This is a genomic window from Aeromonas molluscorum (assembly GCF_051376105.1).
Classification (GTDB): Bacteria; Pseudomonadota; Gammaproteobacteria; order Enterobacterales; family Aeromonadaceae; genus Aeromonas; species Aeromonas molluscorum.
Map to the genome: position 1 here is coordinate 175,274 of NZ_JBPQCY010000003.1, position 22,227 is coordinate 197,500.

Below are 22,227 nucleotides of genomic sequence, written 5' to 3' on the forward strand. Positions count from 1 at the left end.
ATATCACATAGATAATATGTGCAGGAGCCATTCATGGGAATCATCGCCAGCCTGGATATCGATGCGCAGAAGGGATTTACCCCCCTGTGCCCCAGCGAGCTACCCGTGCCCGGCGGGGACGAGATCGCCGCCGCCCTCAACGCCCAGGCCGCCCTGGCCAGCTTGCGTGTCGGCAGCAAGGATGCCCACCCCGAGGGGGCCCTCTGGGCGACGGGCCGCCCCTTCGTCCCCCTTTCCCACGCCAATGTGGATCTGAGCTGGCCGAGCCACTGCGTCCCCGGCACCCCGGGCTTCGAGCTGCTCGACGGCTTGCCCGCCCCCATCGACTATGACTTCTTCGTCTGGAAGGGCATAGAGCCCGACCTGCACCCCTATGGTGCCTGCTATCACGACCTGGCCGGACGGCGCAGCACCGGTCTCATCGAGTTTCTGCGCAGCCGGGACGTCACCACAGTGCTGGCGGGGGGCCTGGCCACCGACTACTGCGTCAAGACCAGCGTGTTGCAACTGCGCCAGGCCGGTTTTCGGGTGATAGTCCATCTCGATGCCTGCCGTGGCATCGCCCCCGAGACGGTGGCCAGCGCCCACACCCTGATGATCGAGGCGGGGGCCGAACTGGCCCGGAGCCTAACCGATGTGCAACGCCTGCTGGACGCCTGATATGTCTTCACCCATCTTCACCAGCCTGGCCAACACCGGCGTCTGCAAACTACCTATGCCGCAGGGGGGCGCCACCGCGCCCACCAGTCTGCGGGGAGCCTGATATGCCGCCGATCCTTACCAGTCTGCTCGACACCGATGCTTACAAGCTGCATATGCAGCAGGCGGTCTATCACCGCTATCCAGACGCCGAGGTAGTGGCAGAGTTCCACAGCCGCAATGAGGAAGATCTGCTGCCCATGATGGGGCAGATTGAGGAACAACTGCGTCTCGCCGGTTCCCTGAGGCTGAGCAAGGCGGAGAGCCTGTTCCTGGCCGAACGCCCCTTCTTCAGCGCCGATTACCTAGATCACCTGCGTCGCAAGCCCCTCGACGCCTCTCTGCTACGGGTCTTCGAGCGGGATGGTCGCATCAATGTCCGGGTCGAAGGTCCCTGGCAGGATGTCATCCTGTGGGAGATACCCGTACTCGCCACCATCAGCGAGATGCGCAACCGCTTCCGCTATCCCCAGTTCGGGGTGAGCCAGGCCCTGACGCGGCTGGATCAGAAGATCGACAAACTCCAATACACATTGAGCCCGGAGGAGATGCAGGATTTCAATCTCATCGACTTTGGCACCCGCCGCCGCTTCTCCCAGGCGGTACAGGATGCCGTGGTCGGTCGTCTCAAGGAGCGCCTGCCCTGTTTTCGCGGCACCAGCAACTATCAACTGGCCCAGAAATACCAGTTGCCCGCAGTCGGCACCCAGGCCCACGAATGGTTCCAGGCCCACCAGCAGCTCGGTTTCCCCCTGGCCCAGAGCCAGCGTGCAGCCCTCACCAGCTGGCTGGATGAATTCAGCAGCCACCTCGGCATCGCCCTGACCGACTGCATCACCATGGACGCCTTCCTGCACGACTTCGACTTCGAGCTGGCCAGTCGTTACCAAGGACTGCGCCATGACTCCGGCGATCCCGTGGTATGGGGCGAGAAGGCCATCAGCCACTATCAACGGCTCGGCATCAATCCCGCCAGCAAGACCCTGGTCTTCTCCGATGGCCTCAATCTCGACAAGGCGGTAGCGCTGTTTCGTCACTTCCGTGGCCGCATCAACACCAGCTTCGGCATCGGCACCCAGCTCACCTGCGATCTGCCGGGGGTGAGTCCGATGAACATCGTGTTCAAGCTGATGGAGTGCAATGGCGGTCCGGTCGCCAAGATCTCCGACAGCCCGGGCAAGACCCTGTGCCGGGATGCCGACTTCGTGCGCCACCTCAAGCAGGCCTTCCACCTACCCCGCTGAGTCCTGAAGCCCCTCATCCCGTCGTTCAGGCTAGGTACCGCGTCGCCAAGGGCTGGATAAATGGGGGCCGAACTGGCATCCGGGCCCCAAGATGCATACCATATGCCCATTCCAAGGTCCGACTTCCATCGGACCTTCTCTTTGTCTATTACCTTGCCGCCCAACCGCTAGCTACGAAAGGAAAATCACATGTTGAAGAAATGGATACTTCCCCTCACCGCCCTCTTTGTCAGCCTGGGTGCCAGCGCCGCCGAGCCGCTGCGGGTCTCCGCCATCCCCGACGAGGCACCGACCGAGCTGCAACGCAAGTTCGCCCCTCTGGGTGACTACCTGGCCGAGCAGACCGGTCGTGACGTGGTGTTCGTCCCGGTCAATGACTACGCCGCCGTGGTCGAGGCCCTGGCCGCAGGCAAGATAGACATGGCCTGGCTGGGCGGTTTCACCTATGTGCAGGCTCATCGCCGTGCCGACGGTGTCATCCCCCTGGTGCAACGCGCCGAAGATGCCCAGTTCACCTCCAAGTTCATCGCCAACGCCGACAGCGGCATCAAGACCCTCGCCGATCTGAAAGGCAAGGACTTCGCGTTCGGCTCCCCCTCCTCCACCTCGGGTCACCTGATGCCGCGCCACTTCCTGGCCGAAGAGGGCATCAATCCCGAGCAAGATTTCGCCCACGTCGCCTTCTCCGGCGCCCATGATGCCACCGTTGCCTGGGTCGCTTCCGGCAAGGTGCCCGCGGGTGCGCTCAACGCGTCGGTGTGGGACAAGCTGCTGGAAGAGGGCAAGGTAGACACCAAGAAGGTGAAGGTGATCTGGACCACGCCGACCTATTTTGACTACAACTGGACGGTACGCGGTGGCCTGGACCCGGCGCTGCAAGCCAAGCTCAAGCAGGCCTTCCTCAACCTGGATCCCAAGGTACCTGCCCAGGCCGAGATCCTGAAACTACAACGGGCCAGCCGCTTCATCGAGACCAAGCCCGAGAACTATCAGGGTATCGAAGCCGCCGCCGTCCAGGCTGGTTTGCTGAAGTGATTGCCGTCGACCTGCGTCAGGCCAGCCTGCGGTTCGCTGATCTGCCCGTGCTGGCAGAGATCAGCCTGCAGATCAGCGCCGGTGAGCGGGTCGCCGTAATAGGGCCGAGCGGCGCGGGCAAGACCAGTCTGCTGCGCCTGCTCGCCACCGAACTCAGGGCCGATAATTCGGGGGCTCTGCTGCTGTGGCAGCAGGATCCCTGGCAACTCTCGAGCCGGGCACGCCAGCGACTGCGCAGCCGCATCGGCATGGTGTGGCAGGCGCCGCCCCTGCCCCCCTCCCAGTCCGTCATCACGGCGGTATTGGCCGGGCGGCTTGGTCAATGGTCCCTGCCCAAGGCCCTGTTTTCCCTGCTGCGCCCCTGCGACCCCGCGGGGGCCCGCACCGCACTGGCGCGCCTCTCCCTGGCCGACAAGCTGTACCAGCCCTGCGCCACCCTCTCCGGTGGCCAACTGCAACGGGTCGGCATTGCCCGGGTGCTCTATCAGAACCCGGATCTGATGCTGGCCGATGAGCCCGTCTCGGCCCTGGATCCCGTGCTGGCCGAAGCCAGCATACTCACCCTGCAACAACAAGCCGCCGCACGCGGCAGTACGCTGATCACCAATCTTCATGCGGTGGATCTGGCCCTGCGCCACTTCCCGCGCATCATAGGCCTGCGTCAGGGCCGCATCCTGTTCGACTGCGCCGCCGAGGCGGTCAGCCCCGCCATGCTCGCCGAGCTCTATGGCAACGAGCAACCGGGCAGCCTGGACGCAGAGCAGGCGCAGCCGTGCTAGCGTCCGGCCAGGCCTTGCGCCGCCCCTGGGGATGGCTCCTGCTGCTGGCGCTCTATGGTCTCTGGCAGGATGCCGCCAGCTGGCGCGCCCTGTTCGAGCCACAGAGCTGGCAGCAGATGGGCAACTTCGCCGCCCACAGCTGGCCACCGCGCCTGGATGGTGACTTTCTCGCCCTCACCCTGCGAGCCACCCTGGAGAGCCTCGCCGTGGCCACCCTGGGGCTGTTCGGTGCCCTCCTGCTCGGGGTACCCTTCGCCCTGCTGGGCTCCCGCGCCCTCTCCCTGTCGCGGATCGGCGCCCTGCCTGCTCCGCTGCGCAACGGCCTGCGCGCCCTGTGTCGACTGGTCGCCATCCTGCTGCGCAGCCTGCCCGAGCTTATCTGGGCGCTGCTGTTTGTCCGCCTGTCGGGGCTGGGCCCCATGGCCGCCATCCTGGCCATCTCGGTCAGCTATGGCGGCATGCTGGCCAAGGTCTACAACGAGATCATGGAGAGTGGCGCCCTGCAGCCAGCCCGGGCCCTGCTGCTCGGCGGTGCCGGGCGCTTGCAGGCACTCTGTTACGGCGTGCTGCCTGCGGTGCGCCAGGAACTGCTCTCCTACACCGTCTATCGCTGGGAGTGTGCCCTGCGCGCCTCCGTCATCATGGGCTTCGTGGGGGCCGGAGGCCTGGGTCAGCAGCTCGAACTCTCCCTGCGCATGTTTGCCGGTGGTGAGGTGGCGACCCTGCTGCTGGCCTTCGTGGCGCTGGTGGTGCTGGCCGATGGTCTGAGTGCCTGGCTGCGCCACAGTCGTGCCCCCGGCATGCTGCTCGGTGCCCTGCTGCTGCTCGCCAGCCTGGGGGCCTTCACCCTGCTCGACTGGCGCACCCTGAGCTTCTCACTCGGCGGCATGGGGCGCTTCCTGGCGGAATTCCTGCAACCGGACTGGTCTCCCCCCTTCCTCAAGCTGGTGGCCGCAGGCCTGGTCGATACCCTGCAGATGGCGCTACTCAGCACTCTGCTCAGCGCCCTGCTGGCCACGGGGCTGGCCGTGCTGGCGCGCCAGTTCTGGCCGCTGCGGCTGCTGTTCAACCTGCTGCGTTCCGTGCCCGAACTGATCTTTGCCAGCCTGCTGGTGATCGCCGTGGGACTGGGCCCGGTCGCCGGTGTGCTGGCGCTGACCCTGCACACCACGGGCGTCTTGGCCCGCCTCTTCGTAGAAACGCTGGAGAATACGGATCAGGGGCCGCGCCGTGCCCTGCAGTTGGCCGGAGCCGGGCGCCTGGCCAGCTTCTGGTACGGCCTGCTACCCATGGTGTGGCAGCAGTGGCTGGCCTACAGCCTCTATCGCGGCGAGATGAACTTGCGCGCCGCCACCATTCTCGGTGTGGTCGGGGCCGGCGGCCTGGGACAGCAGCTCTATGTCTCCCTGAGCCTGTTCCGTTACGATCAGGCCGCCACCCTGCTGCTTGCCATACTCCTGCTGGTCTGGCTGGCAGAGGAGCTCAGTCGCCGTACCCGCTTGCCCAGCATCTCGCGTCAGCAACGGGACTGTCAGGTCTGACACTCAGCTCAGCCGCCGCCGTGCCCATGGCGTGCCTTGTCCCATAAAAAAACGCCCGCCGGTTTGCACCGACGGGCGTTTCATCAGAGGGCATTAATCAGTCTTTCTTGGCGAGCAAGAACTTCACCAGCTGATTGAACTGCTCCTGGGAGGTGATGGATTCAATCTTCACCATGTACTTGCCGTTGACCAGGAAGGCCGGTACGCCGCGCACATTGTAGGTCTCGGTGTTGCGATCGAACTGGGCCACCATGCCGGAGACGGCGAAGCTGTCCACGGCGCCGGTGAACTCTTCGGCCGGTACGCCGTTGTCGACGAAGATTTTCTCCACATCGTTACGGCTCTGGGGCACCTGACGCTTGACGTGGATGGCATCAAAGATGGCTGGGGTCAGCTTCTCTTCAGCCTTGAGCAGGTTGGCAACCGCATAGGCGCGCTGCAACTCGGGCCCCATCTCGCGGCCCAGGAAGGCGACCGGGTTCTTCTTCAGGGTCACCCCTTCCGGCAGGCTCTTCTGCAGATCGTCCACGATCGGCTCGAACTTGAAGCAGTGAGGGCAGAAGTAGGAGAAGAACTCCATGACCTCGGGCTGGGCACTGCCAGCCTGTTTGACTACCTCATAGTTGACGCCTTCCTTGAACTCAGGGGCGGCGTGAACCATGGGTATCATCAGCATGGCAGCAAGAAAGCACAGTATTTTTTTCATGATGTTTCCTGTTAAGGGGAAGCAGTGAGGCACGCCCGGAGAACCGAAGCAGACCAAGCCTATTGCGTCCCCCTCCCGGCGTCAATGGCAAAGGAGGGGGTCGCAGGGCAGGCCCTGTCATGATGCGGCACTATGGCAATCGACGGCTCAGGCGTCACCAACCCGGCGTCAGGGTGAGCGGAGGCGCACTCAGGGCCGCCAGCTGCTCATGCAGGCTGGCGATCTGGCTGCGCCAGTAGTGCTCGGTATTGAACCAGGGGAAGTGACGGGGAAAGGCCGGATCTTCCCAGCGCCGGGCCAACCACCCCATGTAGTGCACCATGCGCATGGCGCGCAGGGGCTCTATCAGCGCCAGTTCACGGTGGTCAAAATCCATGAACTCCTCATAACCGGCCAGCAGGGTATCGAGCTGGATCAGCTGCTCGCTGCGCTCCCCCGAGAGCAGCATCCAGAGATCCTGGATGGCGGGGCCGGTGCGGCTGTCGTCGAGATCGACGAACATGGGGCCATCGCGCCAGAGAATGTTGCCCGGATGGCAGTCGCCGTGCAGGGCTATCTGTGCCACATCCAGGCGCAGCGCATCGCTCACATGCTTGGTCAGCTCGTCGAGCAGGCCGAAGAACTCCTTGGCCAGGCCACTTGGCAGCCACTCCCCCTCCGCCAGCAGGGCACGCGGCTCATGGAGCATGCTCTCCACATCGAGCCGAACCCTGTGCTGGAACGGGCGAATGGCCCCTATGCTGTGGATGCGACCAAGGTAGCGTCCCACCCACTCCAGCTGATCCAGATTGTCGACCTCGAACTGGCGCCCGCCGACGCTATGCCAGATGGCGAAACCGTAGCCCTGATGCTCGAGTAGCGTCTCCCCCGCGAAGGGAATGGGTGCCGCCACCGGGATCTCGACCTCGCTGAGGGCGGCGGCGAAGGCATGCTCCTCCAGGATCTGGGCCCGGCTCCAGCGTCCGGGGCGGTAGAACTTCACCACATAGCGGCGACGATCTTCATCCTGAAACTGGTAGACCCGGTTCTCGTAACTGTTGAGCTCGATGAGGCCGGAATCGACACGCAGACCACTGAGGTCGAGGGCATCCAGGATGAGATCGGGATTGAGGTCGGAATAGTTGAAACGCATGAGATCCACCATGAGAAAGGGGCGCCGATGCGCCCCATTCTATCATTACCCCGGCAAATGGTTGGCGAAACTGGCCCGCCATTTGCGTCATATCACCCTCACAACCGGCTGATGAATTTGCTGGCCTGGCGCAGCTCGGCCTTGTCATCATCAGGGGCCGCATCGGCCCGTTTGAGCACGAACTGGATATCCAGTGCCGGCCGTTTCAGGTTGTAGGGATCCACGGCCAGACTGATGGGCAAGGTATAGATCTCGCCCGACTTCAGGGTCACTTCCCGTGGACCGAACCACTGGTGCTCGGGCAGCCCCTCCACATCCAGCTCGAAGACCTGGGCATGCAGGGTCTTGTTGAGGATCTTGAGGGTATAGGTGTTCTCTATCAGACCCTCACTGTTCTCGCGGAACAGCTGGTTGCGATCCCGGATGATGTCCAGCCCCATAGGCATGATGGACATGGCGTTATACACGAATACGCCCAGCATGATCGCCATCACCAGGCCATAGCCCAGCAGCTTGGGTCGCGCCACATGGGTGCTGTCGTGCTCCAGCTTGTGCTCCGTGGTGTAGCTGATCAACCCTTTCTCGTAGCCCATGCGTTCCATGGTGTTGTCACAGGCATCGACGCAGGCGCCGCAGTTGATGCACTCGTATTGCAGGCCGTCACGGATATCGATGCCGGTCGGGCAGACCTGCACGCAGAGATCACAGTCGATGCAATCTCCCAGGCCAAGGGTCTTGGGATCCACCTTGCGGGGACGGGGGCCCCGGTTCTCGCCGCGCTTGGTGTCATAACCGACGATGAAGGTGTCCTTGTCGAACATGGCGGACTGGAAACGGGAGTAGGGGCACATGTGGATGCACATGATGGCGCGCATCCAGCCCGCGTTGCCATAGGTGCAGGCCGCGAAGAAGATGACCCAGAAGGTGACCCAGCCGGAGGCCGAGGCGGTAAAGAACTCGGGTATCAGCGCAGTGGCATCCTGGAAGTAGGCAACGAAGGTGAGCCCCGTGCCCAGGGAGAGCAGGATCCAGGCCAGGTGCTTGGCGCCTTTACGCAGCAGCTTATCAACATTCCAGGGGGACGCGTCCAGCTTGCGACGCTTGTTGGCCGAGCCCTCGAACTTCTCCTCGAACCAGATGAACATGAAGGTCCACACCGTCTGCGGGCACAGATAGCCACACCAGACCCGACCGAGAAAGGTGGTCACGAAGAAGAGAGCGAAGGCGGCAATCATGAACACCCAGGCGAGCAGGGTGAGATCCTGAGGCCAGATGGTGGCGCCGAAGATATGGAACTGCTGATTGCCGATATCGAACAAGATGGCCTGACGACCGTCATAACGCAGCCAAGGCAGGGCGACGAAGAGGACCATGAAGAACCAGCCCATCAGCTTGCGCAGTCGCTGCCAACGGCCAGTCTGGGCTCGCACATAGATACGATTGCCCGGATTGAACCTGTCCTCGCTCGACTTGAAGGCATTCGGGTTGAAGCTCCCGGTCACGCCTGTGTCGGTCACATCCTTGATGTCGATCTTCTCCTGGTCGGCCATTGCTACCCATCACTCTGTTAATTGTTATGGCGCGGATTATATCTTAAACAGCCTGCTAACCGTGTGGGTTTGATGTGTTGAATATTGGAGCAGTGTCGCAATTTTCAGCAACAAAAAAGGCACATTGCCAGTTGACCATGCGCCTTTCACTAAGATTCTCTTGAAACCCTTGCACTCACCCCGGTCGAGTCGGGATCACTTGATGCCGCGCGCCTTGAGCAGGGCTTCCTTGAAGTCCGGTACGCTGTCCTTGGCCAGACCCGGGATCATGGCCTGCTTGTCGGCGTCACGCATCTTGAGGTGGTAGATGAGCATGTCATCGGTCAGCTCGGACAGCGACCCCTTGAAGCCCGCCTCCTCGGCCAGCTTGGCCACGAATTGCACCAGGCTGAGATCTTGCTCCTTCACCCAGGCAGGTTGCAGCAGCTCGAGCAGCTCTTCGATACGATGACATTGCATAGACGACCTCTTTAATATGTCAGTAATGAGTCAAGCCACCTTACCCATCAAGGCGACTTCGATCCGATCCCGGCCATTATGCTTGGCCTGATAGAGGGCCGCATCCGCTTTCTGCACTAAATCCGTAATATCGAAGTGGTTATCTGGCACCAGTGTCGCCACCCCGAAGCTGCAGCTCACCTGGCTGGATACCAGCGACTTAGGATGAGGGATCTGTATCTGCTTGAGGGCATCACGCACCTGCTCGGCCACCTGCAAGGCGCCTTGCATGCTGGTGCAGGGCAGCAAGAGGGCAAACTCCTCCCCACCGTAACGGGCGGCCAGATCATCTTCGCGCCGCGGCACCTTGGCGAGCAGGGCCGCGACCTGTTGCAGGCACTCATCACCGGACTGATGGCCGTAGTGATCGTTGAATTGCTTGAAATAATCAACATCCAACAGCACCAGGGAGAGCGGCGCCTGGGCCCGGTGGCAGCGGCGCCACGCCTTGGCAAGGCAGTGATCCAGATGGGCACGATTGGCGATTCCGGTCAAACCGTCGCGCCGCGAGGTGAGCTTGAGGTGTTCCGAGACAACCTTGAGCTCGGCGACCAGGTTGGCATTGGAAAAGCTGTGATAAAGAGAAGCAGCCTGATCCCGGCGCAGGCGGCGCAGCAGCGTCGGCAGGAACACAAACAGATAGCCGGCGAGCATGCTGGCAACGATCCGCTCCTGCTCATTGCCCTGCGCCAGCTCGAACAGAATGGCGAGTCCCAGGGGCAGCATGGCGCCATAGAAGGCGCGTCGGCTCCCAAACAGCATGATGGCGCCACCGGTCAGGATCAGGCTGGTCAACATCATCATGGCGGCACGATAGGCGTCTGGCAGTCGGCCCATGTAGAGCAGTACGCCGAGGGCCCAGATGATGGAGGTGATGGTCACCCCGATGAACAGCTCCCGCTCGAGCAGGGCCAAGGGGGTAGTATCGAGCCGACTCTGACGCCAACGCAGGTGCCAGCCACGGCCACAGAGCGTCAATAACACCAGACCAAGCCAGGTCAATGTCTCGACGGCGGGCAGGTAGTCATGAAACAGCAGCGCCCACCCCAGGGCCAACAGCGCCAGACAGGGCAGACTGAACGAAGCATGGGTATAGAGCTGAGCCATGATGGCTTGCCTAACCTGTCGTGTCACACTCTGGCTCAAGGGGGAGGTACTCCATTTGCGATGGCCGCATAGTCTATCCCAGCCCCTTGCGGCCAACAACAAACGGCCAGTTATTAACCACTCAATCAGCCCGCGCCGCTGGCAAGAGGGGGTAAAGCCTGGATACAACTCAACAAAAGAACATAACAATCAACACATTAAGCACATATTGACTGAGATTGATGCCTCACCCCTTCTCCAGCTCGTCGAGGATGGGGCAATCGGGTTTGTCATCCCCATGGCAGCAGGTCACCAGGCCCTCCAGACTGGTCAGCATGGCCTGCAACCCCTTGATGCGATCTCGCAGGTCGACGATCTTCTCCTGAGCCAGCTTCTTCACCTGGGCACTGCTCCGGTGCTTGTCGCGATACAGGGCCAGCAGCTCCTGGCACTCCTCCAGGTTGAAACCCGTCTCCCGCGCCCGCTTGACGAAATGCAGCTCGCGCACCGTCTCCTCCCCATAGCTGCGATAGCCGTTATCACTGCGCTGGGGGGCAGTGATCAGGTTGATGCTCTCGTAATAGCGGATGGTTTTGGCGCTGAGGCCTGTGGCCTGAGCGGCCTTGCTGATATTCATGACTGACTCCTGATACCGGCTGCGCCACTGGCGGCCGGAGTGCTATTTCAACATCGAGCAATAGGCGGGACCATGCCCCGCCCGAGGATCACTACGCCCGCCCGGCCTTGGGCTGCCAACGCTTGAGCAAGAGCGAGTTGCTCAATACCGTGACGCTGCTGAGCGCCATGGCCCCCCCCGCCAATTCGGGGCTCAGATAACCGAGGGCCGCCAGGGGAATGCCTATCACGTTGAAGGCGAAGGCCCAGAACAGGTTCTGACGTATGGTGCGCCAGGTCGCCGCCGAGATGTCGATGGCATCGGCGACCAGCCGCGGATCCGCTCGCATCAAGGTGATGGACGCCGTCTCCATCGCCACGTCCGACCCCGACCCCATGGCAATGCCGACATCGGCCGCGGCTAACGCAGGAGCATCATTGACCCCGTCGCCCACCATGGCCACCAGCCCCTTGACCTGTGCCCGCAGCGCCTCGACCTTGGCGACCTTGCCATCCGGCAGGATGGAATCGAAGGCCCCGGCCAGCCCCAGCTTAGCGGCGATATGCGCCACGGGTGCCGCGGCATCGCCACTCACCAGCCAGCTCTCTATGCCCCGCGATGCCAGCTCGGCGATCGCCTGCTGGCTCTCTGGGCGAAGTTTGTCTGCCAGCGCGGCGACCCCGGCCAGCTTGTCATCTATGGCCACCCAGACCCGGGTCGCCCCATCCCGGCTCTCTGGGGTCTCGACCACCAACCCCAGGGTCGCCATCAACTCATGATTGCCAATCGCCACCTTTCGTCCCTCGACCAGGCCCTGGATGCCCGCGCCGATCCGCACCTCGACCTCTTGCGGCTCGGGCAGCGCCAGCTCGCCTTGCGTCTCGACCATGGCCCGGGCCAGAGGATGTTCGCTCGCCTGCTGCAGAGCCGCAGCCAAACGCAGGGAATCAGCATCTCCACTCCAGTGCTGCAGCACAGGCCTGCCTTCGGTCAGGGTGCCCGTCTTGTCGAAGATGAGCGCCTTGATGGCATGAGCCTTCTGCAGGGTATCCACATCCTTGATCAGTATGCCATGGCGCGCCGCCACCCCGGTTCCGGTCACGATGGCGGCTGGCGTGGCCAGCCCCAAGGCGCAGGGGCAGGCAATGACCAGTACGGCCACCGCCGCCAACAGGGCCTGACCGAAGTCGCCGACCAGGATCCACCACAGCAGCAGGGTGAGCAGGGCAATCACCATCACCACGGGCACGAACACAGCCGAGACGCGATCGACCAACTGCTGCAGCGGCGCCTTGCCCATCTGGGCGCTCTCGACCAGGGCGATGATCTTGCTGAGACTGGAGTCCTCGCCCACAGTGGTGGCCTCGATGGTCAACACCCCGGAACCATTGATGGCCCCCCCCAGCACAGAGTCGCCAGCCCCCCGCACCACCGGCATGCTCTCACCGGTAAGAATGGATTCGTCCAGCTCGCTGCTTCCCTGGGTGATGCGGCCATCCACCGGTACCCGCTCGCCAACCAGCACCCGCAACGTATCCCCTTGCAACACCTCGTCCACGGATACGCTGACCCACTCTTCCCCCCGCAGCTGGGTTGCGGTATCGGGGCGCAGCGCCATCAGCTCGCGAATAGCCGACTGGGTGCTGCGCCGGGCGCGGGTCTCGAGCAACTTGCCAAGGGAGATGAGGGTGATGATGAGGGCGCTCGCCTCGAAATAGAGGTGGCCAGACGCCTCTGCCCCCAGACTCAGCCAGAGGTAGAGACTATAGAAGTAAGCGGCGCTGGTACCGGTGGCGACCAGTACGTCCATGTTGGCGGCCTTGTTCTTCAACGCCAGCCAGGCACCGCGATAGAAACGCGCCCCTATCCAGAACTGCACCGGGGTGGCCAGCGCCCACTCGGCCCAGGCTGGCAGATGCCAGCTCAGCACACCCGCCATGGCAAACATGCCTACCAGCAGCGGCAGGGTCAGCAGGGCTGCGATCACCACCTGGCGCAGCGCCTGCTTCGCCTCCGCGCGCTCCTGCTGCTCGCGAGCCTGCAACTGTTGCTGACGGGAGGTCACACTGCCGCGCACCCGTTCGGCACCAAACCCCAGCGCCACGATACGGTCGCGCACCGCAGCCGGAGTCAGCAAGCCGGGCAGCAGCTTGAGCCGGGCCAGCTCGGTGGCGAAGTTGACCTCCGCCGACTCGATGCCAGGCAGAGCCGCGAGCGCGTTTTCGATACGACTGGCACAGGCGGCGCAGCTCATGCCGCTCACCTGAAAATCGACCCCCTCGCTTGGCACCTCGTAACCTAGCTGGCGAATGCTCGCCACCACCTCGGGCAGCAATGTCTCGCTGCTCAACGTCACGGCCGCTTGCTCCAGGGCAAAATTGACCCTGGCCTCGACGCCGTCGATCCGGTTGAGCGCTTCTGCTATGCGGCTGGCACAACTGGCGCAACTCATGCCACGGATCGGCACCTGGATGGATATGGTCATGACAAGCCTCCTACGACTCACGATGAATCAACCTTAACCTTTACTGTAAGGGGAAGCTCAAGCTGATTTGGCACAAGAAATATGCAAGCGGGCTCTACCCTGGCCTGAACACCCGCAGCACAAGCCGGATAAAAGATGAGCAGGCTCAATGCCACTGTCATAGGGCTGGCTCATAATTCGGGGGTTTTGAATGTAAACTGGGGGCGGCCAGGGCGAGACACTCTGTTACATGAGTCCACCCACCGGCTCGGTATACTAACCACAATAATAAGGTTTGGCGGGAACCTTGCCTGCAAGGTTCAAATACAATTTTGGAATCTCAGGAATCCTATGAAAAATATCAATCCAACCCGGACCCAGGCCTGGCAGGCACTGGATGCTCACTTCGCCGCAGAGGGCAAGATGCAGCTCAAGGAGCTGTTCGCCAAGGACGCCAAGCGTTTTGACAGGTTTTCCCTCACCTTTGGTGGCGACATCCTGATCGACTACTCCAAGAACCTGATCACGGAGCAGACGCTCAAGCTGCTGATTGACCTGGCCAAAGAGACTGACCTGCGCAGTGCCATCGACGCCATGTTCAACGGCGACAAGATCAACCAGACCGAGGGTCGCGCCGTACTGCACACCGCCCTGCGCAACCGGTCCGATCGTCCGATTGAGTGCGACGGCAAGGATGTCATGCCGGAAGTGAAGGCCGTGCTGGCCAAGATGAAAAGCTTCTGCGAGAAGATCATTTCCGGCGAGTGGAAAGGCTATACCGGCAAGGCAATCCAGCATGTCGTGAACATCGGTATCGGCGGCTCCGATCTCGGCCCCGTCATGATCACCGAGGCGCTGCGCCCCTTCAAGAATCACCTGCAGATGCATTTTGTCTCCAACGTCGATGGTACCCACATCGCCGAGACCCTCAAGCAGATCGATCCGGAAACTACCCTGTTCCTGGTGGCCTCCAAGACTTTCACCACCCAGGAGACCATGACCAACGCCCTGACCGCCCGCGACTGGTTCATCAATATCGCCGGTGACAAGGCCCACGTTGCCAAGCACTTCGCCGCACTCTCCACCAACGGCAAGGCCGTGGCCGAGTTCGGCATCGACACCGACAACATGTTCGAATTCTGGGACTGGGTCGGCGGCCGCTACTCCTCCTGGTCTGCCATCGGTATGCCCATCGCCCTGTCGGTCGGTTTCGAGCACTTCGAAGCCCTGCTGCAAGGCGCCTTCGAGATGGACATGCACTTCGCCACTGCCTCCTATGAGCAGAACGTACCGGTGCTGCTGGCGCTGATCGGCCTCTGGTACAACAACTTCCATGGTGCCGAGTCCGAAGCCATCCTGCCGTACGATCAGTACATGCACCGCTTCCCTGCCTACTTCCAGCAAGGCAACATGGAGTCCAACGGCAAGTACGTGGACCGCGACGGCAATCCGGTGGACTACCAGACAGGCCCCATCATCTGGGGTGAGCCCGGCACCAATGGCCAGCACGCTTTCTACCAGCTGATCCACCAGGGCACCAAGCTGATCCCCTGCGACTTCCTGGCACCGGCCATCAGTCACAACCCGATAGGCGACCACCATCCCAAACTGCTGGCCAACTTCTTCGCGCAAACCGAGGCCCTGGCCTTTGGCAAGAGTCAGGAGCAGGTGCTTGGCGAACTGCTGGCCGCAGGCAAGAGCCAGGCAGAGGCGGAAGCCTTGGCCCCCTTCAAGGTATTCGAAGGAAACCGTCCAACCAACAGCATTCTGTTCAAGAGCCTGACTCCCAAGACGCTGGGTGCCTTGATTGCCATGTACGAGCACAAGATCTTCGTGCAAGGCGCAATCTGGAACATCTTCAGCTTCGACCAGTGGGGCGTTGAACTTGGCAAGCAGCTCGCCAACCAGATCCTTCCGGAGCTCAACACAGAGGCGGCTGTCACCAGCCACGACAGCTCGACCAATGGGTTGATCAACACCTGGAAAGCCTGGAAAGCCTGATTTTCCAAGTCTTTCTGAATGCAAAAGCCCCGCTCATCGAGCGGGGCTTTTTATTGCCGGGAGCCGGCGTTGCCCTCCTGTGGAGATCTGGCCAGGTGTCCAAGCCAGCCAGAAGACGGGGATCGTCACCCCCACCCCAAGGAAGCTTAGCCGCCGACGGCGATACGCTTCATGTCTTTCATGTAACCGCGCAGGGTCTGGCCAATCTGCTCGATCGGGTGGCTGCGGGTCGCCTCGTTGGCGGCAATCAGGGCAGCATTGTCAACGCCATTGCTGTCGGCACGGGCACTGCCCAGGTCCCCAGCTTGCAGCGTCGGCATGAAGTGTTCGCGCAGCAGGGGCACGGCTGCGTTGGCGAACAGGTAGTTGCCGTACTCGGCGGTGTCGGAGATGACTACGTTCATCTCGTACAGACGCTTGCGGGCGACGGTGTTGGCGATGAGCGGCAACTCGTGCAGGGATTCGTAGTAGGCGGACTCTTCATAGATACCGGAGGCCACCATAGTCTCGAACGCCAGCTCCACACCCGCCTTGACCATGGCCACCATGACCACGCCGTTGTCGAAGTACTCCTGCTCGGCGATCTTGCCCTCAAACACGGGGGCATTTTCGAAGGCGGACTTGCCGGTCTCTTCGCGCCAGCCGAACAGCTTGGCGTCGTCTTCGGCCCAGTCGGCCATCATGCCGCGGGAGAACTCGCCGGCGATGATATCATCCATGTGCTTCTCGAACAGCGGGCGCATCAGGGTGCGCAATTGCTCGGACAGCTCGAAGGCACGCAGCTTGGCCGGGTTGGACAGACGGTCCATCATCAGGCTGATGCCGCCCTGCTTCAGGGCCTCGGTGATGGTTTCCCAGCCAAACTGGATCAGCTTGCCGGCATAGGCAGGATCGGTACCCTCGGCAACCAGCTTGTCGTAGCAGAGCAGGGAACCGGCCTGCAGCATGCCGCACAGAATGGTCTGCTCGCCCATCAGGTCGGATTTCACTTCCGCGACGAAAGAGGATTCCAGTACGCCGGCACGGTCGCCGCCGGTGGCGGAGGCCCACGCCTTGGCGATGGCCATGCCTTCACCCTGAGGATCGTTCTCCGGGTGAACGGCGATCAGGGTCGGCACGCCGAAACCGCGCTTGTACTCTTCACGCACCTCGGTACCCGGGCACTTGGGCGCCACCATGACGACTGTGATGTCGGAGCGGATCTGCTGACCCTCTTCCACCACGTTGAAACCGTGGGAGTAACCCAGGGCCGCACCCTGCTTCATCAGCGGCATGACGGTCTTCACCACGTCGGAGTGCTGCTTGTCCGGGGTCAGGTTCAGCACCAGATCGGCGCTCGGGATCAGATCTTCGTAGGTGCCCACGACGAAGCCGTTGTCGGTGGCCTTCTGCCAGGAGGCGCGCTTCTCGGTGATGGCCGCACCGCGCAAGGCATAGGAGATATCCAGCCCGGAGTCACGCATGTTCAGGCCCTGGTTCAGGCCCTGGGCGCCACAGCCCACAATCACCACCTTCTTGCCCTTCAGCACGTCGCAGCCATCGGCGAATTCGGCGCGCTGCATGAAACGACACTTGCCCAGTTGAGCCAGCTGCTGACGCAGGTTCAAGGTGTTGAAATAGTTAGCCATGGTGATTGCTCCGTTCGATTGATTCCAAGCCGCTATGGGCGAGATTCCGTGCCGCTAAGGGCCTTGACCAAACCACTATAGCGCGGGACAGATATTGCCTGAACTGATATATTCGAAACAGTCTGTTGCAGAAATTGAAATGTGAAACTGCACTATCTCACGCCATGTTTCCCTGCCAGGGAGCCATTGCCTGAGCCGATATATTCGTCACCACAGGCCGATGCAGGAATTGAAAGATGGATCTTCGTAATCTAGAGCTGTTTCTCCACCTGGCGGACAGCCTCCATTTTGGCAAGAGTGCCGATGCCATGGCGGTCAGCCCCTCCACCTTAAGCCGTGCCATCCAGCGCCTGGAGCAGGAAACCGGTTGTATCTTGTTCGAGCGGGACAATCGCAGCGTGCGACTCACCCCGTCCGGGGAGAAGCTGCGCGAGTTCGGCGGCAATCTGGTGCAGGAGTGGCGCAGATTACGTCAGGATCTCAAACGCAGTGACGAACCGCTGCAGGGACGGCTGCGGGTATTCTGCTCGGTGACTGCCAGCTACTTCCTGCTGCCCGATGTGCTGGAACGCTTCCGCCGTCGTTATCCTCAACTCGAGATCAAGCTGGAAACAGGCGATCCGGCCCTGGCAGTCGACAAGATCCTCAGCGAAGAGGTCGACATCGCCATCGCCGCCCGCCCCGATGCCCTGCCCGCCAAGCTGGAGTTTGCCAGCCTGCAGCAAGTCCCCCTGGTGTTCATCGCCCCCCGTACTGCGCCCCAGTTGAGCCAGTGGTTTCATCACGGTGAGCCGGACTGGGAGCGACTGCCGCTCATTCTCTCTGAGCAGGGTCTGGCCCGTAAACGTTGCGATCAGTGGTTTCGCAACAAGGGCATTGCCCCCAATATTTACGCCGAGGTAGCAGGTAACGAGGGGATAGTCGCTATGGTGGCGCTCGGTTGCGGCGTCGGTCTGGTCCCAGCCGCCGTCATAGACCACAGCCCCATGGGCGACAAGATCCGCATCGTCGACCCCAAGCCTGCGCTCAAACCATTCGATGTCGGTATGGGTGTGCTCAAGAAGCGGCTGGATGAGCCCCTGGTCAAGGCGTTCTGGGATACGGCCAAGGGTCAGCACAACTACGGCTAGTCGCTACCGGGCCAGAATAGTGACAGATCTGACAGCTATCCCCGTCCCCCCCTTTGACTACACTAGGCTCCCCTAGCTCAAGGAGACCCAAGGAGTCATCATGAAGGATCATCTCGTCGAAATCAGGAGCCCGGTATTGTTTGAAGAGTACCTTCAGAGCATGGGCTTGCCCCGTGCCTGCCTGGAACAGGAGCAGGAGATTTATCGGCAGGATCGCCATCTGGCGGCTGTGCGCCTTATTCAGGGAGAGATGAGGTTCTATCTGAAGGCAGCTGAACTCGGCAAGCGTTGATGCCGCATCTGGTCACAGAACCCCCGCCTGATACAGGTTAGACTGAGGCTCTGTGCCCAGTAACGGATGCCCCTATGAAACCCAGCGGCCTGGATCGTCTCTTTACCCCACACTCCATCGCCGTAATAGGCGCCTCGAGCAACCCCCAGAAGGCGGGGCACGTGGTGATCCGCCACCTGCTGGCAGGCCAGTTCAGGGGACCCATTCTACCGGTCAGCACCGATAGCCAGGCCATTGCCGGTGTGCTGGCCTATCCGGATGTAGCCAGCCTGCCGCTGGCCCCAGATCTTGCCATCATCTGCACCCGCCGCGAACGGGTGCTACCCCTGGTCGAAGCCCTCGGCCAACGGGGGGCCGGCGCCGTCATCATACTGGCCGGCGATTTCAGCGACCAGGAGCGTGCCGAGTTGCAGCGCTTGCGTCACCAATACGGTATTCGTCTGCTCGGTCCCAACAGCATGGGCATGCTGCTGCCAGGCCAGGGTATCAACGCCAGCTTCTCCCCCATCGCAGCCAAGCCCGGCCAGGTCGCTTTTCTCTCCCAATCTGCGGCCGTGAGCACCACTATTCTCGATTGGGCCAAACAACATGAGGTCGGTTTCTCCGCCTTCATCTCTCTTGGCGATCACTGCGATATCGACTTCGGTCAGCTGCTCGATCAGCTATCCCGCGACGGCACAACCCGCGCCATCTTGCTCTATATGGACAAGTTGCACGATGCTCGCCACTTTCTCTCCGCGGCGCGAGCGGCTTCGCGCAACAAGCCGATCCTGGTGCTCAAGAGTGGTCGTCACGACCCGAGTCACGGCCTGGATAACGTCTATGATGCAGCCATCCGTCGCGCTGGCATGCTGCGGGTACGGGATACCCACGAGCTGTTCGCCGCAGTGGAGACACTCAACCACTCGTTGCACCTCAAGGGAGAGCGGCTTGCCATCATCTCCAATGGCCGCGGTCTGGCCAATATGGCAGCCGATGTACTGCAAGAACGGGGTGGAAAGCTGGCAGGCTTCCCTCTAGACATAGGCAGCGATGCGGATATCCAGGCCTATCAGGATGCCCTCGACAACGTGCTGCAGGGGGATGAGGCCGATGCCATCTTGCTGATCCATGCCCCTTCCCTGACGGCTCGAGGCGTGGAGCTGGCCCGCAACCTCATCGATTACCTCAAGCAACATCCCAGAGCCAGGCGCTTCAATCTGCTGACCAACTGGGCTGGGGAATTTTCCGCTCAGGAGGGAAGACGACTGTTCAACGAGGCGGGTATCCCCACCTATCGTACTCCTGAGAGTGCGATCAATGCTTTCATGCACATGGTGGAATATCGTCGTAACCAGAAGCAATTGATGGAAACACCCGCCTCCCTGCAAGGAGACAAGGTGGATCTGGCGCTCTGCAAGAAGCTGATCCAGCAAGCGCTGACCCGCAGCCAGTTCAAGTTGGATACACACCTGGTGCAGCCTCTGCTGCAAGCGAGCGGGCTGGCAACCCTGCCCACCTGGATAGTCACCGATGCCATAGAGGCCACCCTGACCGCCGAGCAGATTGGCTACCCGGTAGCGGTCAAGTTGAGATCCCAAGACATAGCCCACAAATCATCGGTACACGGAGTCATGCTCAACCTGCGCACCTCAAGCGAGGTGGCCCAGGCCGCCGATGCCATCCTGGACCGAGTACGTCAGCATGATCCGGGCGCAAGGATCGAGGGGTTGCTGGTACAACGCATGGCCAGGCGGAGCGGGGGGCTGGAGTTGAGGATCCGCATTCAGCAGGATCCGGTATTTGGCCCCGTGATACTGCTGGGAGAGTCCGGGGCCGAGCCCCGGGAGATGGTGGCCGCCTTGCCCCCTCTCAATCAGGCTCTGGCCCGCTATCAAATCATCGAAGCCCTCAAGAGCCGCAAGATCAGGGAACAAGCGAGCCCGGAGCGACTCGACATCATGGCCCTGGCCCAGGTGTTGTGCCAACTCTCCGAACTGCTGCTCGCCTTCCCGGAAATTGTGGAGCTGGATCTGCATCCGCTGCAGGCCTGCGGCGACGAGATGGTGGTGCTCGATGCCAGCCTGACCCTCAATGACAAGCCGAGCGCAACGGGTAGCACACTCGCCATACGCCCCTACCCCACGGAGCTTGAAGAAGGAGCCTGGCTAAAAGATCGCAGTCATGTACTGCTGCGCCCGATCCGCCCCGAAGATGAACCAGCCCATAAACAGTTCGTGCTGCGAGTCTCCGATGAGGACAGATACAAACGCTTCTTCGCTGACGTGGGAGAGCTCGGTCACGAAGAGCTGGCCCGCATGACTCAGATTGATTACGACCGGGAGATGGCCTTCGTTGCGGTGGGCCAAGAGGGTGTTTTCGATCAGCAGATCCTGGGAGTAGTTCGCGCCATCTCCACCCCGGACAAGCGAGATGCCGAGTTTGCCATCCTGGTACGATCCGACCTGAAAGGATTGGGGCTGGGTACCCTATTGATGGAGAAGATCATCCGTTATGCCAAGGAGGCGCAAATAGGCCAGCTGTCGGGTATGACGATGCCAATCAACCTGGGCATGATCAAGCTAGCCAAACGGCTCGGTTTTCACATCGACATGCAGCTGGAAGAGGGGGTGGTGGAGATGCTGCTGCCGTGCGGCGAGTCAGAGGGAGCAGTTTAGATACTATCGGTTCGCTGGCGATGGGATTCTGGCTCAAGCAGAAAGGTGCGGCAAGCGCCTGCCACTTCGCGCAAACCGCTACGCCGCGGCACTATCGTGCCAAATCGCAGGTATGAAAAAAGCCCGCTCGTGAGAGCGGGCTTTTAGGGTCTTGCTACCAATAAGAGGCATCCGCATCTTTTGGCCAATCACATCGCTGTGACTGTAATTAGGAGCCTGGCAGTGTCCTACTCTCGCATGGCGAATGCCACACTACCATCGGCGCTACCGCGTTTCACTTCTGAGTTCGGCATGGGATCAGGTGGGTCCACGGCGCTATGGCCGCCAGGCAAAAACTTCAATCTCGGAAAGCTGACGTGAATAACGACTTCGCTAGTTGCTTGTCACTATCACTGAATTTGTAAGTAGTTCATGCACTTGCTACAAGCACCAGAAACACTTCTTGGGTGTTGTATGGTTAAGCCTCACGGGTAATTAGTATGGGTTAGCTCAACACGTCGCCGCGCTTACACACCCCACCTATCAACGTTGTGGTCTCCAACGGCCCTTTAGGACCCTCAAGGGGTCAGGGATGACTCATCTCAGGGCTCGCTTCCCGCTTAGATGCTTTCAGCGGTTATCGATTCCGAACTTAGCTACCGGGCAGTGCCACTGGCGTGACAACCCGAACACCAGAGGTTCGTTCACTCCGGTCCTCTCGTACTAGGAGCAACTCCCTTCAATCATCCAACGCCCACGGCAGATAGGGACCGAACTGTCTCACGACGTTCTGAACCCAGCTCGCGTACCACTTTAAATGGCGAACAGCCATACCCTTGGGACCGACTTCAGCCCCAGGATGTGATGAGCCGACATCGAGGTGCCAAACACCGCCGTCGATATGAACTCTTGGGCGGTATCAGCCTGTTATCCCCGGAGTACCTTTTATCCGTTGAGCGATGGCCCTTCCATTCAGAACCACCGGATCACTATGACCTACTTTCGTACCTGCTCGACCTGTCCGTCTCGCAGTTAAGCTGGCTTATGCCATTGCACTAACCTCCTGATGTCCGACCAGGATTAGCCAACCTTCGTGCTCCTCCGTTACTCTTTGGGAGGAGACCGCCCCAGTCAAACTACCCACCAGGCACTGTCCGCGAGCCCGATTCAGGGCCCTGCGTTAGAACATC

17 protein-coding genes and 2 rRNA genes (1 of these 19 running past the window's edge) are annotated in these 22,227 nt (G+C 61.3%); 9 read left to right on the forward strand and 10 right to left on the reverse strand.

The genetic code is table 11. The features are described from left to right. The first annotated feature begins 33 nt into the window (after positions 1-33). From ACSMDR_RS20080 to phnE, 5 genes are all read left to right on the forward strand, one after another. Positions 34-660 carry an isochorismatase family protein gene (locus tag ACSMDR_RS20080; RefSeq protein ID WP_436469466.1) on the forward strand — a complete coding sequence of 209 codons (627 nt, stop codon included), beginning with the start codon at positions 34-36 and terminating at the stop codon, positions 658-660. A 104-nt stretch (positions 661-764) separates the two neighbouring features. Beyond that, positions 765-1,943 carry a nicotinate phosphoribosyltransferase gene (gene pncB, locus ACSMDR_RS20085; protein WP_436469467.1) on the forward strand — a complete coding sequence of 393 codons (1,179 nt, stop codon included), beginning with the start codon at positions 765-767 and terminating at the stop codon, positions 1,941-1,943. Between the two features lie 189 nt (positions 1,944-2,132). Further along, entirely contained in the window at positions 2,133-2,978 is an 846-nt protein-coding gene (locus ACSMDR_RS20090) for a putative selenate ABC transporter substrate-binding protein (protein WP_436469468.1), read from the forward strand. Continuing rightward, a complete protein-coding gene (locus ACSMDR_RS20095; RefSeq protein ID WP_436469469.1) occupies positions 2,975-3,757 on the forward strand; it encodes a phosphonate ABC transporter ATP-binding protein in 783 nt (260 codons plus the stop codon). The genes ACSMDR_RS20090 and ACSMDR_RS20095 overlap by 4 nt, the downstream gene beginning before the upstream one ends. Next, the gene (phnE, locus tag ACSMDR_RS20100; RefSeq protein WP_436469470.1) at positions 3,751-5,298 is read left to right on the forward strand and encodes a phosphonate ABC transporter, permease protein PhnE; all 1,548 of its coding nucleotides are present in this window, start codon (positions 3,751-3,753) and stop codon (positions 5,296-5,298) included. The genes ACSMDR_RS20095 and phnE overlap by 7 nt, the downstream gene beginning before the upstream one ends. A gap of 97 nt (positions 5,299-5,395) precedes the next feature. Here the strand turns inward: phnE and ACSMDR_RS20105 are convergent, their stop codons facing one another. The 7 genes from ACSMDR_RS20105 to ACSMDR_RS20135 all read right to left on the reverse strand — a co-directional run bounded on the left by ACSMDR_RS20105 (position 5,396) and on the right by ACSMDR_RS20135 (position 13,371). Continuing rightward, positions 5,396-6,004, reverse strand: coding sequence for a thiol:disulfide interchange protein DsbA/DsbL (locus ACSMDR_RS20105; protein ID WP_436469471.1), 609 nt, complete (start codon positions 6,002-6,004; stop codon positions 5,396-5,398). A 154-nt stretch (positions 6,005-6,158) separates the two neighbouring features. After that, positions 6,159-7,148 carry a serine/threonine protein kinase gene (locus ACSMDR_RS20110; RefSeq protein ID WP_436469472.1) on the reverse strand — a complete coding sequence of 330 codons (990 nt, stop codon included), beginning with the start codon at positions 7,146-7,148 and terminating at the stop codon, positions 6,159-6,161. Between the two features lie 86 nt (positions 7,149-7,234). Then, entirely contained in the window at positions 7,235-8,686 is a 1,452-nt protein-coding gene (gene ccoG / locus ACSMDR_RS20115) for a cytochrome c oxidase accessory protein CcoG (RefSeq protein ID WP_436469473.1), read from the reverse strand. Between the two features lie 195 nt (positions 8,687-8,881). Continuing rightward, complete coding sequence (locus tag ACSMDR_RS20120) at positions 8,882-9,145, reverse strand: YihD family protein (RefSeq protein ID WP_042039844.1); 264 nt, start codon at positions 9,143-9,145, stop codon at positions 8,882-8,884. 30 nt (positions 9,146-9,175) lie between these two features. After that, entirely contained in the window at positions 9,176-10,330 is a 1,155-nt protein-coding gene (locus ACSMDR_RS20125; RefSeq protein ID WP_436469474.1) for a GGDEF domain-containing protein, read from the reverse strand. A gap of 187 nt (positions 10,331-10,517) precedes the next feature. Further along, entirely contained in the window at positions 10,518-10,907 is a 390-nt protein-coding gene (gene cueR, locus ACSMDR_RS20130; RefSeq protein WP_436469475.1) for a Cu(I)-responsive transcriptional regulator, read from the reverse strand. Between the two features lie 91 nt (positions 10,908-10,998). Beyond that, positions 10,999-13,371 (reverse strand): heavy metal translocating P-type ATPase, encoded by a 2,373-nt coding sequence (locus ACSMDR_RS20135; RefSeq protein WP_436469476.1) that lies wholly within the window; start codon positions 13,369-13,371, stop codon positions 10,999-11,001. 330 nt (positions 13,372-13,701) lie between these two features. Between ACSMDR_RS20135 and pgi the strand changes: the two genes are divergently transcribed. Then, a complete protein-coding gene (gene pgi, locus ACSMDR_RS20140) occupies positions 13,702-15,351 on the forward strand; it encodes a glucose-6-phosphate isomerase (RefSeq protein WP_436469477.1) in 1,650 nt (549 codons plus the stop codon). 146 nt (positions 15,352-15,497) lie between these two features. Here the strand turns inward: pgi and ilvC are convergent, their stop codons facing one another. Further along, entirely contained in the window at positions 15,498-16,979 is a 1,482-nt protein-coding gene (gene ilvC, locus ACSMDR_RS20145) for a ketol-acid reductoisomerase (RefSeq protein ID WP_436469478.1), read from the reverse strand. 236 nt (positions 16,980-17,215) lie between these two features. Here ilvC and ilvY point away from each other — a divergent pair, with 236 nt between their 5' ends. The 3 genes from ilvY (at position 17,216) to ACSMDR_RS20160 (ending at position 21,058) form a co-directional block, all read left to right on the forward strand. Next, the gene (ilvY, locus tag ACSMDR_RS20150; protein ID WP_005908017.1) at positions 17,216-18,109 is read left to right on the forward strand and encodes an HTH-type transcriptional activator IlvY; all 894 of its coding nucleotides are present in this window, start codon (positions 17,216-17,218) and stop codon (positions 18,107-18,109) included. Positions 18,110-18,209: 100 nt separating this feature from the next. Continuing rightward, positions 18,210-18,401: a hypothetical protein gene (locus ACSMDR_RS20155; protein ID WP_005908019.1), complete on the forward strand. Its 192-nt coding sequence runs from the start codon at positions 18,210-18,212 to the stop codon at positions 18,399-18,401. A gap of 74 nt (positions 18,402-18,475) precedes the next feature. Further along, on the forward strand, positions 18,476-21,058 hold the full coding sequence (locus ACSMDR_RS20160) for a bifunctional acetate--CoA ligase family protein/GNAT family N-acetyltransferase (RefSeq protein WP_436469479.1): 2,583 nt from the start codon (positions 18,476-18,478) through the stop codon (positions 21,056-21,058). A 214-nt stretch (positions 21,059-21,272) separates the two neighbouring features. On the opposite strand, the gene rrf is transcribed toward ACSMDR_RS20160, so the two are convergent. Together rrf and ACSMDR_RS20170 are read right to left on the reverse strand one after the other, a co-directional pair. Then, positions 21,273-21,387 (reverse strand): 5S ribosomal RNA (gene rrf / locus ACSMDR_RS20165). A 124-nt stretch (positions 21,388-21,511) separates the two neighbouring features. Continuing rightward, positions 21,512-22,227: ribosomal RNA gene (locus ACSMDR_RS20170) — 23S ribosomal RNA — on the reverse strand (it continues 2,175 nt past the right edge of the window).

Coding starts and splice junctions, on each gene's coding strand:
- ACSMDR_RS20080 (WP_436469466.1), top strand. CDS start 34: ATGGGAATCATCGCCAGCCTGGATATCGATGCGCAGAAGGGATTTACC.
- pncB (WP_436469467.1), top strand. CDS start 765: ATGCCGCCGATCCTTACCAGTCTGCTCGACACCGATGCTTACAAGCTG.
- ACSMDR_RS20090 (WP_436469468.1), top strand. CDS start 2,133: ATGTTGAAGAAATGGATACTTCCCCTCACCGCCCTCTTTGTCAGCCTG.
- ACSMDR_RS20105 (WP_436469471.1), bottom strand. CDS start 6,004: ATGAAAAAAATACTGTGCTTTCTTGCTGCCATGCTGATGATACCCATG.
- ACSMDR_RS20110 (WP_436469472.1), bottom strand. CDS start 7,148: ATGGTGGATCTCATGCGTTTCAACTATTCCGACCTCAATCCCGATCTC.
- ccoG (WP_436469473.1), bottom strand. CDS start 8,686: ATGGCCGACCAGGAGAAGATCGACATCAAGGATGTGACCGACACAGGC.
- ACSMDR_RS20120 (WP_042039844.1), bottom strand. CDS start 9,145: ATGCAATGTCATCGTATCGAAGAGCTGCTCGAGCTGCTGCAACCTGCC.
- cueR (WP_436469475.1), bottom strand. CDS start 10,907: ATGAATATCAGCAAGGCCGCTCAGGCCACAGGCCTCAGCGCCAAAACC.
- ACSMDR_RS20135 (WP_436469476.1), bottom strand. CDS start 13,371: ATGACCATATCCATCCAGGTGCCGATCCGTGGCATGAGTTGCGCCAGT.
- pgi (WP_436469477.1), top strand. CDS start 13,702: ATGAAAAATATCAATCCAACCCGGACCCAGGCCTGGCAGGCACTGGAT.
- ilvC (WP_436469478.1), bottom strand. CDS start 16,979: ATGGCTAACTATTTCAACACCTTGAACCTGCGTCAGCAGCTGGCTCAA.
- ilvY (WP_005908017.1), top strand. CDS start 17,216: ATGGATCTTCGTAATCTAGAGCTGTTTCTCCACCTGGCGGACAGCCTC.
- ACSMDR_RS20155 (WP_005908019.1), top strand. CDS start 18,210: ATGAAGGATCATCTCGTCGAAATCAGGAGCCCGGTATTGTTTGAAGAG.
- ACSMDR_RS20160 (WP_436469479.1), top strand. CDS start 18,476: ATGAAACCCAGCGGCCTGGATCGTCTCTTTACCCCACACTCCATCGCC.